At 59.3% G+C, this 14,004-nt stretch carries 13 protein-coding genes; 3 read left to right on the forward strand and 10 right to left on the reverse strand.

The features are described 5' to 3' along the window. Positions 1-454 precede the first annotated feature (454 nt). Entirely contained in the window at positions 455-2,458 is a 2,004-nt protein-coding gene (locus G3M56_RS12605; RefSeq protein WP_164365116.1) for a hypothetical protein, read from the reverse strand. Beyond that, on the reverse strand, positions 2,455-3,036 hold the full coding sequence (locus tag G3M56_RS12610; protein ID WP_164365117.1) for an RNA polymerase sigma factor: 582 nt from the start codon (positions 3,034-3,036) through the stop codon (positions 2,455-2,457). Before G3M56_RS12610 ends, G3M56_RS12605 begins: the two co-directional genes overlap by 4 nt. A 131-nt stretch (positions 3,037-3,167) precedes the next feature. Here G3M56_RS12610 and G3M56_RS12615 point away from each other — a divergent pair, with 131 nt between their 5' ends. After that, positions 3,168-3,959 (forward strand): glycoside hydrolase family 16 protein, encoded by a 792-nt coding sequence (locus G3M56_RS12615; RefSeq protein ID WP_164365118.1) that lies wholly within the window; start codon positions 3,168-3,170, stop codon positions 3,957-3,959. A 75-nt stretch (positions 3,960-4,034) separates the two neighbouring features. Here G3M56_RS12615 and G3M56_RS12620 read toward each other — a convergent pair whose 3' ends face one another. Both G3M56_RS12620 and hisD read right to left on the reverse strand, forming a co-directional pair. Then, on the reverse strand, positions 4,035-4,442 hold the full coding sequence (locus G3M56_RS12620) for a hypothetical protein (RefSeq protein ID WP_164365119.1): 408 nt from the start codon (positions 4,440-4,442) through the stop codon (positions 4,035-4,037). Between the two features lie 100 nt (positions 4,443-4,542). After that, positions 4,543-5,829 (reverse strand): histidinol dehydrogenase, encoded by a 1,287-nt coding sequence (gene hisD / locus G3M56_RS12625; RefSeq protein WP_164365120.1) that lies wholly within the window; start codon positions 5,827-5,829, stop codon positions 4,543-4,545. 105 nt (positions 5,830-5,934) lie between these two features. Here hisD and nagB point away from each other — a divergent pair, with 105 nt between their 5' ends. After that, a complete protein-coding gene (nagB, locus tag G3M56_RS12630; protein ID WP_164365121.1) occupies positions 5,935-6,702 on the forward strand; it encodes a glucosamine-6-phosphate deaminase in 768 nt (255 codons plus the stop codon). Between the two features lie 111 nt (positions 6,703-6,813). Here the strand turns inward: nagB and G3M56_RS14285 are convergent, their stop codons facing one another. The 5 genes from G3M56_RS14285 to G3M56_RS12650 all read right to left on the reverse strand — a co-directional run bounded on the left by G3M56_RS14285 (position 6,814) and on the right by G3M56_RS12650 (position 9,988). Then, positions 6,814-7,104, reverse strand: a complete 291-nt coding sequence (locus G3M56_RS14285) for a type II toxin-antitoxin system RelE/ParE family toxin (RefSeq protein ID WP_343231068.1) — start codon at positions 7,102-7,104, stop codon at positions 6,814-6,816. 16 nt (positions 7,105-7,120) lie between these two features. Continuing rightward, positions 7,121-7,327 (reverse strand): addiction module protein, encoded by a 207-nt coding sequence (locus G3M56_RS12635; RefSeq protein ID WP_164365123.1) that lies wholly within the window; start codon positions 7,325-7,327, stop codon positions 7,121-7,123. Positions 7,328-7,377: 50 nt separating this feature from the next. Beyond that, complete coding sequence (locus G3M56_RS12640; protein ID WP_164365124.1) at positions 7,378-8,016, reverse strand: HAD-IA family hydrolase; 639 nt, start codon at positions 8,014-8,016, stop codon at positions 7,378-7,380. A gap of 148 nt (positions 8,017-8,164) precedes the next feature. Then, on the reverse strand, positions 8,165-9,298 hold the full coding sequence (locus G3M56_RS12645; protein WP_164365125.1) for an alpha/beta hydrolase: 1,134 nt from the start codon (positions 9,296-9,298) through the stop codon (positions 8,165-8,167). A gap of 69 nt (positions 9,299-9,367) precedes the next feature. After that, on the reverse strand, positions 9,368-9,988 hold the full coding sequence (locus G3M56_RS12650; protein ID WP_164365126.1) for a 3'-5' exonuclease: 621 nt from the start codon (positions 9,986-9,988) through the stop codon (positions 9,368-9,370). Positions 9,989-10,255: 267 nt separating this feature from the next. On the opposite strand from G3M56_RS12650, the gene G3M56_RS12655 reads away from it, so the two are divergent. Then, the gene (locus G3M56_RS12655; RefSeq protein ID WP_164365127.1) at positions 10,256-12,469 is read left to right on the forward strand and encodes a tetratricopeptide repeat protein; all 2,214 of its coding nucleotides are present in this window, start codon (positions 10,256-10,258) and stop codon (positions 12,467-12,469) included. A 38-nt stretch (positions 12,470-12,507) separates the two neighbouring features. Here G3M56_RS12655 and mnmE read toward each other — a convergent pair whose 3' ends face one another. Beyond that, positions 12,508-13,923: a tRNA uridine-5-carboxymethylaminomethyl(34) synthesis GTPase MnmE gene (gene mnmE / locus G3M56_RS12660; RefSeq protein WP_235203447.1), complete on the reverse strand. Its 1,416-nt coding sequence runs from the start codon at positions 13,921-13,923 to the stop codon at positions 12,508-12,510. Positions 13,924-14,004: the final 81 nt, after the last annotated feature.

The raw sequence follows: 14,004 nt of genomic DNA on the forward strand, positions 1-14,004 counted from the left end.
GCAGCTCCACAGCCACTTGCCAGACCCGTGCGATAAACTTGTCACCGCACAGTACACATTTTAGCCTTTTCTTCTCCAATTCATACTGACACTCTCCGGCCAGCACGAATCCAACTTTTCAAAAGATCTCACACGCTCGGACATAAAAAAACGACCACCTTCGCTCAACTCTCGTTGAAGCAGCAGGCGATCGACTTCGCGTCGTTCGCGTCCGGCTCGTTCCGGCCGGGCTTGAAGTATACGCACGCCCAAAGTCCCCGCAACTCATTTTGAGGCGGAAGGTGTGAATTATTCGCATATTCACACCCTGCGCCCACCCCTCAACCCGCTGAAATCCAGCAACGTACGACAGTCCGAATATTCACTTAAAATTTGGGTTACTGCCCCCCCCCGACCTGTCCGCCCACACCCGACAGCCCCCCCCAATCGAACCGCCGTTGGCTTGGCAGCTCAGTCACTCAGAGGGATCGGTTGTACTTATGAGGAGCTCTACCACCCGACAGGCATTGTCGACCGCGGCACGCAATGCCGCGACCCTTTGATCACCCGGGCGCTCAACCACCAAGTCCGCGACGACGGGCTGAATCGCGCGCAAATCCTCCACAGCCTCCGCCGAATCCTTTTGCAATGCTTCTGCAAAGATTCCCGCCACGCTCACCATTTGCATAAATACATCCGCATCGGCCAATGGCTGAGGACCAGACTCGTAATCAATCTGCCAACGTTTCTGTTCGATCTCACCAGTCCGAGGATCGATCAAGCGCACAGAAACCTCACCGAGGTTACCTTCCCCTTCATCTCGCAGCTTCACGTGGTACAGCCCGATGGCAGCCATCGGCTTATCTTTCCCTGACGCTGACACAGCCCCCTCCGAGTCAACCGCTCGCTGAGCTCGCTTTGAGGCGGTCAACCGATAGCGCTCAACCCGCTCTGGATTCCACGTGACCTGCACCTCACCGTCACGGGGCGCTGTATAACCCAGCGCGCGGACATCGATCCGGATCAAAACCCGGTCAACCATGACTGGATGACTCACCTGATCGACGACGCAACGCACATTGCGATCCAGAGGTGGCGCAGGATCCGCGTGGGTCAACGCACGGATGAACTGCTCGGGGTGCACCATTTCGGGGGCCGGCCACTTACCGCCAGCCAACGAGGCTGCGACCGACCAGAAAGACGCATCACTTCCATCGAAACCAAAACGGGAGACTGGCGCATCACTTGCAAGACGGTCACCCAACAACCGATCCGTCTTTCGGGAAAAGACCTCCATCTCCTGCACCTCGGGCTCCGACTCGACATCTGCCACCTCGATGGACTCATCGAAAGTTTGTTCTTCCCACTGGTCGATCTCAGGTTCAGCGGCGACCTCTAGCGCCCTCCCTCCCAACAGAGCGCCATCCTTCATTTTCGCAGGCGCGCCTTGCGGCGCTGGTCCCGTGGGTTCGGAGGCGACGCTCGGAGCAGGTAGAGCAGGTGCCGATTTATCCTCCCCCACCGAAAGACCGACAATCGGAAGCGCACTTGGCGTCTCCAGGCCCTCGGCCAAGAGCATAGGCTTCCTCTCTGGATCAAGCTGCCTTCCGATATTGCCGGACTGAATCTCGTCACCGAGGGCCCCAGCCTTTGCCGGAGCATTCGCCCGCCGGTCATTGCTCCGGCTACGCTGCCACGCCATCGACCGCTCGGCGTCACGCAAAGCCACCACGTCTTCGAACTCCCGTCCGGTGGAACGTGCATTATCGTCAAGCATCGCAAGTTCGATTTCGGCAGCCTCGCCGACCCCACCATCTGCCGCCGCATCCACACCGTTCCGACTGGCCACAACGGCCACCCCACCCCACGGCGCCGGCAAACGATCGTTCGCGCCGTTTTCCATCTTCGCCACAGCCACAGCCTCCGGCTTTCGACTAGCAACCTTCACAGTCAGCTCCTTCGGCGCGCTATCCTCCCTGACCAGTTCCGGTGAAACTCCAGCCACGTCTACCGGCCGCCGACCATTCACCCAAACCCCTAGCGAAACCGCAGCCACACCACCAAACAACGCAACCGCTGCCGCTACCTGAAGATTACGCCGCATCTGACGCCGGCCAGGCCAGTGCTTCGATCTCACAACCACCGGGGAAGTTTCATCGGCGCGCCCCTCATCCTCAACTTCTGCCAACGCAGCACGCACAGACGCCCGGCGCTCCTTGGACAACTCCCACAGCTCATCATCATTCACCGACAAGTCAGCCGTCGGACCCGAATGGCCATGGGCCGCCCGCACGTCCGGCAACAGCGCTGCCATTTCATCGCAGAACGCTTGAAGATCCGGGCGGGTAGCAATCAAGCCCTCGAGCTCTGCCTTTTCAAAATCCGAGGCCTCGCCCAGCAACATGGCAACGATACGGGCTTCCTCGTGCGCATTCGCATCCATGGCTCCGTCATTGAAAATGTTCGTATCCTTGGTCATTTCGCCCCCCTCTCTTTGATCTGATTCATCTCGGTGGCCAACCGCTTGATTACATGGTGCAGCTTGTAGCCCACATTCCCCACACTGAGCTGCAACCGCTCGGCGATCTCCTTGTAACTGCAGCCATCTTCAAATTTCATCTTCAACATCGTACGTTCTCCCTCCGGCAACCCGGCCACACACATCCGCATCAACCCGACGCGCTCCATCCTCTCGACTTCCTCGTCCGGTTGGCCATTGCTCTCGCCGACAGGCCCTTCATCCTCCATGTCGTCCCACAGCGACTCCCGCTTGTGTTTCCGCAGATAGTTGAGCGCCAAATTGCGAACCGCCCGGTAGAGCCAAGCTCGCGGGTTCTCGACCTCAGCCGCGTGGCGAAAGAGCTGGATAAAACCATCCTGAACCAGCTCCTCCGCCACCTCGCGCCGATGCACAATTCCATAGGCAAACCGCAGCAGCGCGGACTCTTCGTCGCGGAACAATTGCTCGAGCATGCGTCGCCGCGAAGACGCGCCTGCCGATTTCGTGGCGGCGGACTCGACCTCGTTCAGAGGCAGGATGGAGGGAGGGGCTGTCATGGCTATGGCCATACGGGGATAAGCGTGGTTCATCCCGATGACACGCAGCATGAGCAATCCTTAGCCAATTTGTAGAGATTTTTCGTAATCCGGACGAAACTTATCACACAGGCCACCCGTACCCCGCGCCCATGCTCCGACTCCTTGCCCGAATTTCCGCGTTACTTTACGCAGCTACGTCCGTGGCTATGGCTGACAACCCACCACCCGCACCGGCCGGATGGAAACTCATCTGGCACGACGAGTTCAACGGCAACCAACTCGATACAACCAAGTGGTCGCGCTGTAAGCGTGGTGGAGCCGATTGGAAAAACACAATGGTCGAAGACCCTCGGCTTCTGAGGGTCAGGCGGGGGGCTCTCCTTCTCATGGGAGTGGTCAACAAAGACACCAGCAAAGACCCTGCGCCTTTTCATACCGCCGGAGTCGATAGCAAAGGCAAGTTCGACTTCCAGTACGGCAAGATTCAGATCCGCGCACGGTTCAAATCCTCACAAGGCGCGTGGCCTGCTTTGTGGATGCTCGGACGCGATGGCGGCTGGCCTGGCAACGGGGAAATCGATCTGATGGAGCACCTCAACTTCGACGACTTCGTCCACCAGACCGTCCACTCGGAATACACCGTCAAAATCGACAAAACCAACACCCCGCCGAAGTCCGCCACCGCCAAGATCAACCGCGACGGATGGAATACCTACGGCGCCGAATGGGACAGAGACAAGATCGTGTTCACCGTCAACGGCAAGCCCACCCACACCTACCCCCGCGTTGCAGAAAAGGGTGCCAAGCAGTGGCCATTCGACCAACCGTTCTACCTCATCCTCTCAATGCAAATCGGCGGCAACTGGGTCGGCAAAGGCGACCCGAAAGACTACCCGTCAGGGATGGAAGTCGACTGGGTACGGGTTTATCAGAAGGACTAGGGAAATTTGCTAGTGTGCTAGTTGGCAGTTTTCAGGCACAAGCGGGCCGACTACAGCTCAAAGCCGCTCGACACTTCATTCCGAAGGGCGGGTCGTTGGCTTAATAAGACTCAAATCACTGCATTCAATCTCACGCCCCCCGGTGATCTGGCGATGCAGCGTGATACTCGGCCCCGTCTTCACCCACAGCCCATCCTCCCGGCCCTGCAATCTGGACCAGATTACCAAAGTGTAGCCATCGCCCTCGTAGCCGGTGGTGCCGCCATCGAACAGAGCCCCCCCCATCTGGGCATAGGTCGGAGTCTTCTTTGCAAGTACCGCCTGGTAATCAGCCTTCGCTTTCTCAAAGCGCTCCACCTGTCGCGGGCCATAAGCAGATTTGTCCACATCAGCCAGCGACGATACCTCAACCGGCTTGAGACCAGCGCAGCTCGAAGCCAAGACGACAACAAGCGAGGAAACCAAGAAACGGACAGCGAACATCCCGCGACTACAACAGCATTAGCTCCCGCCCATCAATGCAAAATAGGTCCTATGAGACTCATAGGACCTATCGAGAATCAGAGTGCTCGCTCTGTTGCGGCTAGCGCACGCGGATCGAGACAGACTCACCGTGGGCGTCGAGACCTTCGACTCGGGCGAAGGTGCTGACGTACGGCTCGGAGGCGGCGACGCTTTCCGGCGTGCACTTCACATAGCTCGTGCGGCGCTGGAACATATCGGCAGTGATGCCGGGGAACGCTTTGCCGGACCCACCGGTCGGGAGCGTGTGGCTAGGCCCAGCCAGGAAGTCACCGACAGCGACCGGCGAGTGGTTGCCCACATAGATCGCACCGGTCGTGCGGATCCGGTCGAGCAATTCATCCGCGCCCTCAACCACCAGTGAGAGGTGCTCCGGCGCGAAATCATTCACCATGTCGATCGCTTGATCGAGGTTCTCCGTCTGCACGAAGATCATCCCGTTGGCGATCACGTGGTCGATCGGCCCTTGGCGAGACAATGTCTTGCGCTGGACATTCAGCGCTTCCTCCACGGAGTCGAGCACATTAGCCGACGGCGAGACGAGAACGACGATGCTCTCTTTGCCGTGCTCGGCCTGGGCCAACAAATCAGCCGCCACGAACTCAGGCTTGCAGGATTCGTCGGCCAAAATCAGGACTTCACTCGGCCCGGGGATCAAATCCACACCCACCGTGCCAAAGACCTGACGCTTGGCCTCAACCACGAACTTGTTACCCGGCCCAAACAACTTGGCGACAGGCGCCACGGACTCGGTGCCGTAGGTCATCGCGGCGATCCCGTGAGCTCCGCCGACACGCAAGATCTGGGTTGCTCCGGATTCCACCACCGCATAGAGCAGCGCCGGATTGATCTTACCATCCGGTCCGCATGGCGTAGCGACGACGATTTCAGGCACACCGACCGCTTTGCCGATCGCGGCAGTCATCAACGCGGTGGAAACCAATGGCGCGGTGCCGCCCGGAACGTACACGCCGACGCGATCGAGTGGGTGGAACATTTCACCGCAGACCACACCCTGTGCGTTGGTGGTCTCCCAGCCTTTACGCATGCTGGCCTGTGCGAACGCGGTCACGTTTTCCAGCGACGCGGCAACGGCTTGCTTCAACTCGTCATCGACCGCGGCACGGGCCTCGGCGATTTCTTCATCGGTCACGAGGAGCCCATTCACGTCGAGATCGGCACCATCAAACTTTTTGGCATAAGCTACCAAGGCGGCATCACCGTCGCGGCGCACCGTCGCCAAAATATCTGCCACCGCCTGGCGGACGTCATCGCTGGCGTCCTCACGGCGGTCAAACTCTGCGCGGAACGAAGAAAAGTCGGGGTCGCTGAAGCTCACTCGTTTCATGGCGCAACGGTCAATCGAATCCCCTGCCCGCGCAAGAGGAAGCAGGCGCAATACGGCAAATTTCCCAGATGACGGATTGCCATATCGGTGCATGGTTTCCGTATCATGTCCGATTCCACTCTCAACAAGACACCAGTCACCGTATTCGAATCTCCGGAAGCCGCAGCCAAAGCGCTTGCCGCTGAGTTTGCCGAACTGATCAAGTCCCGCGCTGCAGAAGGCAAGACCGCCGTGCTCGGACTCGCAACCGGCAGCACACCGCTTCCATTCTACGCCGAGCTGATCCGCCTCCACAAAGAAGAGGGACTCAGCTTCGCCAATGTCGTCACCTTCAACCTCGACGAATACTCGGGCCTGCCACGTGAGCACAAGGAGAGCTACTGGCACTTCATGCACGAGAACCTTTTCAACCACATCGACATCCCAGCGGAAAACGTGAACCTGCCATCGGGAACCGTCGCTGAAGCAGACGTGCCAGCACACTGCGATGAGTACGAGAAAGCCATCGTCGCCGCTGGTGGCATCGACTTCCAGATCCTCGGAATTGGCCGTACCGGTCACATCGGCTTCAACGAGCCAGGCTCGCCGAAAGACTCGCGCACCCGCGCCATCCACCTCGATGAGATCACCCGTCAGGACGCCGCTCCTGCCTTCGACGGAATCGACAACGTGCCAACCTCCGCCATCACCATGGGCTGCGGCACCATCCTCGACGCCAAGAAGATCGTCCTCATGTCGTGGGGCGAAAAGAAAGCAGCGATCACCAAAGAAGCCGTCCAGGGACCAATCTCCGACCAGGTCTCCGCATCGTTCCTTCAGGAGCATCCGGACGCACGCTTCTTCGTCGACACCGCTGCAGCCAGCTTGCTGTAAGCGATAGCGACAGAGCAAATTCACAAAGCTCCGGGCAATCGGCCATCACGCCGGTTGTCCGGAGTTTTTTTTTCTCGAAGTAGCGGGTAGCCAGTAGAGAGTAGGACGGGGCTATTTCCTTCGCATCCCATAGTTAGGATCTCGCTGATGGTGTCTGATGACCACTACCCGCACGAGATCAGCGCGGATCTCAAACAAAACGTGGACGGGAAATCTCCTCAAATTGCGCCTTCTGAAACCGGAAGGATCGAAATACTGCCGCTCGGGATACTGAATCAGCTCGTCCAGCTCTTGGTTCAACTCCTCCCAAAAACGATCGGCGAGATCCTGCGAGATCTCCGCGTACCCCGCCTCGATTTGCCGGGCATCCCGCACAGCGAGAGGGTGAAATATGCAGTCCATCGTGACTCGGCCTCAGTCAATGCCCACAAGCACGGCTAAATTCCTCGCGGGAAAGCCCCCGAACGGAGCCCTCGTCGAGTTCATTTGCACGGCGACCTGCCTCATCGTCATCGACACTGTGATGAACCTCCCCCAGAGATCCGAGCAAGAAAGCAGCGAGTTCAGCCCGCTCCTCAAGAGTCAGATCTTCTGCAGCTTTGCGTAGTTCACCCAAATGAGCCATAGGCGTACATTACTACTTAGGTCACGTCCCGGCGAGCACGAAGCATCTCCTCACTTCCCCTGCCCGGCGAAGAAATCCGCCATCTCCTGTGGGGAGTGGAAAAGGTAGTCGGGCATGGCGCCTTCGAGAAGGCTGGCCGCATTGAAGCCCCAGGAAACCGCAGCAACGGGAACCTCCGCCTCATGCGCGGCCTCGATGTCGCGCAACTCGTCGCCGACGAACAACACCTCGTCGTGACTGAGCGAGTAGGTTTTCAAGATCGCGCGGATGTACTTCGCCTTGCCGAGCAGCTTACTCGCCGAGCTGACAAAATCGAAGTGGTGCAGATCGTGGACGCGGTTGAACCGATCGACATTCTCGGTCGAGTTCGACGTCAAAATCCCGATGTGTTCTGTGTTGGCGTTGATCACATCCAGGGCGTCGCGGATCCCGTCGAATGGAGCAATCGACTCGATGCGCTCGGTGAGCATGCGCTTGCCACGGGTCAGCAACTGCGGCACCCGCCAAGCCGGCACTTCGAGGAACTTGATGAACTGGACCAGATTCATCTGCTTGGCCTTGAGCAGATCGTCGTGGCTCAGTTTTTTGAACCCATACTCCTCAGAGAGTGTGTTCAGAATCACCAGAGTTTCGGGCATGGTATCCGCGATCGTTCCGTCGAAGTCGAAGATAACGCAGCGATAACTCATGAGTGATGGGGTCGAATCAAAAATGGCCTGCCCGGAGCGGCATCCGGCATCACCCATAGATGGGAATCCCTGCCCGTGCCAGCCCCGATTGAGGAAAGATGGCGGCAAATCCGCGTCTCGTCCATCAAGTTCGCATCAGAGCGATTGGCTACTTGATCTCGACCTCAAGCAGAGCGGTGGCGACTGACGTCGGATCCATGCGCTCATTGAGCGACTCCAGAATCGCGTCCTTGGTGCGCTCGACCGCCCCCTTGAACAACACCTCGCCGGCACCATTCTTCACCACAACATCCTGATCCAGATCAACCAACGCATCGCTCAGCCGCAAGGTCACCTTGTCCACGTTTTCGGACTCCAACGTGATGGTCTGCCCCTCGACTTTCGCTTTCACCAGGTCGCCGGGCTCCGGTGTCTCATTGGCAAGCCAGGCGAAGCGTGTGTGTGTGACATTGTCCTGGTACCAGTTCAGGCGCTTCGGCCACGTCTTGCGGGAATTCTCCGCCATCCATGGCAGTGCGCGTTTGCACTCCAAGTTCATCCAGTGCCCGAAGTCGGGATAAACAATGCACTCGTGCGGGAAGAAGCCTGGGTTCTCTTGCTCCAACTTATCGAGCATTTCTCCCCACTCGGCGGTGCGCAGGTGGCGCTCGTAGGCCACGTCCTTACCGCCACATTGGATGATGAATGGCAAGTTGAGCAAATTGTCCGGCTTGGCGTCGCCCGGATGACCGGCCATCATTGCCGCCCCGGCCCAACGGTCCGCCATGCGTGGAGCCAACTGGTAGAGTCCGTCGCCACCGGCGGAATAGCCAAGGATATAAACCCTCTCTGGGTTCACTCCTTTGAACGCCACAAAATCCTCAATCAGCTGGTCGAACATCGGGTCAATGTGCGACTGGTGCCACAGGTCCCACGTGTTGGTCGGCGCCCGTGGCGCGACATAAATCCCCTCCTCCGGCTGGTACAGATCGATCTGATTCTGCCACTGCCGGTCGTTCACCGGAGCAGGCGCGCCACCACCACCGTGCAGCGAAATGTAAAGACTGTGCCCGCCGGCAGGCTCCTCGCCGAATGTCTTGTACTCGTAGCGCATCACCAAATCGCCGAGAGTCACTCGCTTGGCATCGAACTCAGCCTTGCGCTCGGCTTTCACTTTCGCCATTTGGGCGTCCGCTGCATTGGCAATCAATTGCTCGGCTGCAGCTTGGTTCAACGATTCGGCGGCAGCCGGCACAGCCAGCACGCATGCGGCCAGCACCGGAGAAAGGAGTCGGTGGATCATAGGAGGAGGTTAGAATGGTGTTGAGGTTCCGCGGATAGCGTCACTCGGTGTGGCTCTTGTCCACTGGATCTATGCCAACTCAGGGCAAATGCACGACAGTGGTTGATCGGCCATTCCAGGTTCAGCGATCACGGCCTGCAAAATTAGCAACGATGCCACCGCGTCGTAAAGCGCGTCGTGCCATTTCAACCCTGGGCACATCCGCGACAGCTCGTCTTCCATCCCCAAAAGCTGGACCAAGTCCCCCAACCGGTGACTCTCGGCATCCGGCAACACCTTGCGCGCCAGCCACAGCGTATCCACCCACGGACCGAACCCGTGACCGGGGAACGCACGCAGGTAACGTTTTTCAGTGGGAGCTCCATGAGCCACGACCACCGCGCCGCCGAGTCGCCGCTGCAACTCCGGCCACAGTTCCCCGAGCATCGGAGCATCCTCTACGGTCTCCGGCCCGATCCCGTGCACGCGTTGCGCGGTCCACGCCACTTCATGTCCGGGTTTAATGAACGATCGGAAGAAGCTCTCGGTGTCGATCTCGCTTCCCAGCATCGACGCCATGCCAATCTGGACCGGGGCATCCGTCATCCCGCGTGCAGCACCCGCCGCTTCGAAATCGATCGCAACAAATGGCACCTTCCCCAAAGGAAGGGAAGCCGGTGCATGGGCATAGCTGGAATTCTTCACGGGCATGATGAGCTGAAACTTGGGCGCACCGTGCCTCATCGTTCCTGTGATGGAAAGCAGGATCTGGCACAAGATCGCACCAGACAGACACCCGCTCTCCAGCTCGCACGCGGGATTGCTTGGCTCCGTGCGGCAATTCCTGCCAGCAGCAACGCCTTGCTTGACGAATCGCCACCATCCCCGCACATTGCCGACCGCGACACCCAGATCGCCGGCTCTCATTTCCAACGAATTGGAAGCCAACGATCCAGCCAAGCCAATCGTTCATCGACCATGCCCCCAGTCCGATCATTTCCCCACTCCACATTCATTCGCTCACTGGCAGCCGTCGCTTTTGCGCTGATCATCGCGTGGATTGGAACCACCGGCAATGCCAGTGCCCAGCGTCAGGAAGATCCGGGGCAGCTTTTCCTTGGCGCGTTCATGCGTTTGCAGAATGCGGAGAAGTTCGAAGCCGACGGCAATTTGTTCGAAGCCTACGGTGAATACCGCCGCGCCACATTGATTTACGACCAGATCGCCAACCAACACCCGACCTGGAAACCCAACATCATCTCCCACCGTCGCGTCAGCATCCGTCGCAAGATGAATGAGATCGCCAACGCGATGGACAAATCCGAGCAGGATAATTTCCAGCGCAACCTGGCCGAAGCAGCTAAACCCAACGCAGACGAGGGTCGCCAAGCGCAACGCCCGACCACTGCCGACAACCGCCGAGCCGTGCCATCCACCACCGGCGTGCGCCCACCGACCAACAACCGTCGACAGCCCAGCCGCCAGCGCAATGAAATGGAGGCCAACCTGCGCCAGCGCATTCAAACCTTGGAAAAGATGGTCGTCGACTCGACCAAGGAGAAGACCAACATGCAGGCGATCATCGCGAAATCGCGAGACGCCCGCAAACTCGCCGAGTACGAGTTGAACCAGAAGAAGCAAGAGCTCGCCGAGATGCAGAGCAAACTCGCCGCTGCCGAGGAGTCGAAGATCAACCAGTCACTCGAAGCCCAGCGCAAGGTCACCGACGCCGAGGCCGCGGTAAGCAAGGTCGAGCAAAAGTACAAAAAGCAGCTCGCCGACCTGCAACACCAAGTCGCCAAACTCGAAGGCCAGCTCACCGAGTCACGCCAGCGTGAGGCCAAAACCGCAGCCATGGTCACCGAGCTCACCACCAAACTCGCCGAGGCGAACCAAGTCATCACCGGGTTGCGTGGCGAAGTCGCCAGCATCACCCGCGAACGCGACGAACTCGTCGTTCTCCTCAAGGCCGGCAATCAGGACGCAGTCAACAAAGCCACCGCGCTGCGCAAACAAGAACTCGAGAAAGAACTCAAGGATGCGCTGGAACAAATTGCCAAGCTCAAGGAAAGCGCTGCCAACAACGAGGAAATCAACAAGAAGGAAATCGACCGGCTCCGCACCCAGGTCGCGTCTCTGGAAAAAGACCTGCAGTCCGTGCGCGATGAAAATGTCGCGTTCAAATCCGAGATCGACTCGCTGCGCAAACGGTTGGCCCTGACCGAAACCCAGCTCGCCGAGGCCGCACCGTCGCTCGACAACGATGCACTCATCGAGGAGAACAAAACGCTGCGGCAGATCGTGCGCAACCAGTTGCAAGCCCAGGCTTGGAGAACCCGCACCAAGCGTTTGATCCAAACCGAACTCGCCCGCTTGGAGATCGGCTCACGTTCACTGATGCGCCTGCTCGACCGCATGGAGGGCAAAGACGTCGTCACTCCTGCCCAGCTCGAAAAGATCAACGACCCGTACATTCAAGCCGCGGGTCGACGCAGCGGACTCAGCGGCGCGTACTTCGGCGGCGCCGAGGCAGGCTCGCAGCTCAATGACCCGGATGCGCAGGCCGCTCTGGACGAGAGCATGAAGAGCCCGGAAATGGCACTCGCAGACGACTACTTCCGCGAGCAAGTGGAAAGCATGTCCCACTCTGCCGCCCAGGATTTCTCCAGTGGTAAGTTTGATTCCGCGGCCCGCACCTACCAGCTCATCGTGGAAGCCGAACCAAACGACGTCCGCATGCGCTGCAACCTCGGCGTCTGCCTCCTCAAAAACGGCGACTATCAGGAATCTGCCGCTCAGTTCGAAGAAGCCATCCACATGGACGACACCGACCCCTTCCCTCATTACATGCGTGGACTCGCCCAATGGAAGCTCGGCGAGCACAAGCAGTCCGCCGCCTCGCTCACCCGCAGTTTGGAACTCGATCCATCCCAGCACAGCGCGCTCAACCTACTCGGCGTCGTCGCCATGGAACAGAAGCTCTTCGCCGACTCCGACCGCGCGTTCACCAAAGCGATCAAGCTGCGCAATACTTACGCCGAAGCACATCGTAACCTGGCAGTGCTTTTGTCCAAACCTGGCTACGCCGATCCGGTGCGCTCGCTTGAGCACTACCGAGAGGCGCTGAAGCACGGCGCTCCGCGCAACGAAACGCTGGAAGACTTCCTGCGCTACAATGACGTGGAGCTCTAAATCACTCGCCGGCCGCTCAGCCAGCCACCGGCTCTAGGCTACTTGCCGATACAGAACGACGAGAAGATTTTGCCGAGCACGTCCTCGGCATCGAGCTTCCCGACCACCTCGCCCGCTGCGTTCAACGCGGCGCGCAAATGCTCGGCGACGAACTCGGGTTCTTCGCCTAGATCGATGAGCGCACGGGCACTCGCCAGCTCGGATGAGACCAACTGCAAGCAGTCGCGGTGGCGGGCGTTGATCGCAACCGGAGTTGCGTCCAATGCCGACGCACTGGTGGTGACCTCGCGCTTGATCGCCGCGATCAATGGTTCAACACCGTCCACCTCAGTGCAGGAAATCCGCACGGCATCCTCGCCGAATGCGTCCCATCCATCAGCCACGCCCAAGTCGGATTTGTTCAACGCGACGAGATGATGCTTCACACTCTCGGGCACCTGCACGCGCTCCTGCTCTGAGAGCGGCACGCTTCCGTCGAGCAACTCGACCACGAGATCGGCCGATGCCAATGCCTTGCCGGTGCGCTGAATCCCTTCGTGCTCGATTTCATCGCCACTGCTGCGCAGGCCTGCGGTGTCGATCAAGCGCACCGGCACACCGCCCAGGTTGACCACCTCTTCCACGGTGTCGCGCGTCGTGCCCGCCACATCACTCACGATCGCACGATCGTAGCCCAGCAGTACGTTGAGCAAACTCGACTTTCCTACATTCGGGGCACCAGCGAAAACCAAGCGCAAGCCGTGACGCAGAATCCGTCCGCGCTCGTGCGTCTCAAGCAGACCGGAGGTCGTGTCACGCAATCGGTCGATCCGAGAAATCAATGCCGAGCGCGTATCGGGGTCGATGTCTTCGTCCGGGAAATCAATATAGGCTTCGACATGAGCCAACACACCGAGCAGGTCATCCTGCATGGCGGTGATCCGACTTCCCAAGCCACCGTCGAGTTGTTGGTGCGCCGCACGCAACGCGAGATCCGTCTGCGCTTCAATCAGATCCATCACGGCCTCCGCCTGCGTCAGGTCCAGCTTTCCATTCACGAATGCCCGCTGTGAAAACTCACCAGGCCCCGCGGCCTTCGCCCCCGCCTCCAAAAGAGCCTCTAGTAACCGCTGGGTCACCAAAACACCGCCGTGCCCGGCAATTTCCACCACATTCTCGCCCGTAAAGCTCGCCGGCCCGTCGAAACGTGTCAGCAACACTTGGTCGATCAAGGTCTCGCTACCATCCGCCCGCACAATCCGCCCGAGCGTCGCGCGCCGCGCCGGAATCTCCGCCACCGATTGCGCCCCACGCCACACTTTGTCCACCACACCAAACGCGTCCGCCCCCGACACACGGATCAACGAAACCGCACCACGCCCGACCGGCGAAGCAATCGCGGCAATCGTCGCATCGCCGGCAACTCCGGACATCAAGGACTGGGAAGCATCGGTGGTGACGGGTGAATTCTGCATAATCGTTGGTATAAGCTACCATTCTCTAGCCTGTGTCGCTCCTCTGCGCAACACAACGCACACCACCTGTCGCTCGGGCGA

Source organism: Sulfuriroseicoccus oceanibius, assembly GCF_010681825.2.
Classification (GTDB): domain Bacteria; phylum Verrucomicrobiota; class Verrucomicrobiia; order Verrucomicrobiales; family SLCJ01; genus Sulfuriroseicoccus; species Sulfuriroseicoccus oceanibius.

Bases quoted from the DNA above. Each gene is read 5' to 3' on its own strand.
- G3M56_RS12605 (WP_164365116.1), bottom strand. From the start codon at position 2,458: ATGACCAAGGATACGAACATTTTCAATGACGGAGCCATGGATGCGAAT.
- G3M56_RS12610 (WP_164365117.1), bottom strand. From the start codon at position 3,036: ATGACAGCCCCTCCCTCCATCCTGCCTCTGAACGAGGTCGAGTCCGCC.
- G3M56_RS12615 (WP_164365118.1), top strand. From the start codon at position 3,168: ATGCTCCGACTCCTTGCCCGAATTTCCGCGTTACTTTACGCAGCTACG.
- G3M56_RS12620 (WP_164365119.1), bottom strand. From the start codon at position 4,442: ATGTTCGCTGTCCGTTTCTTGGTTTCCTCGCTTGTTGTCGTCTTGGCT.
- hisD (WP_164365120.1), bottom strand. From the start codon at position 5,829: ATGAAACGAGTGAGCTTCAGCGACCCCGACTTTTCTTCGTTCCGCGCA.
- nagB (WP_164365121.1), top strand. From the start codon at position 5,935: ATGTCCGATTCCACTCTCAACAAGACACCAGTCACCGTATTCGAATCT.
- G3M56_RS14285 (WP_343231068.1), bottom strand. From the start codon at position 7,104: ATGGACTGCATATTTCACCCTCTCGCTGTGCGGGATGCCCGGCAAATC.
- G3M56_RS12635 (WP_164365123.1), bottom strand. From the start codon at position 7,327: ATGGCTCATTTGGGTGAACTACGCAAAGCTGCAGAAGATCTGACTCTT.
- G3M56_RS12640 (WP_164365124.1), bottom strand. From the start codon at position 8,016: ATGAGTTATCGCTGCGTTATCTTCGACTTCGACGGAACGATCGCGGAT.
- G3M56_RS12645 (WP_164365125.1), bottom strand. From the start codon at position 9,298: ATGATCCACCGACTCCTTTCTCCGGTGCTGGCCGCATGCGTGCTGGCT.
- G3M56_RS12650 (WP_164365126.1), bottom strand. From the start codon at position 9,988: ATGCCCGTGAAGAATTCCAGCTATGCCCATGCACCGGCTTCCCTTCCT.
- G3M56_RS12655 (WP_164365127.1), top strand. From the start codon at position 10,256: ATGCCCCCAGTCCGATCATTTCCCCACTCCACATTCATTCGCTCACTG.
- mnmE (WP_235203447.1), bottom strand. From the start codon at position 13,923: ATGCAGAATTCACCCGTCACCACCGATGCTTCCCAGTCCTTGATGTCC.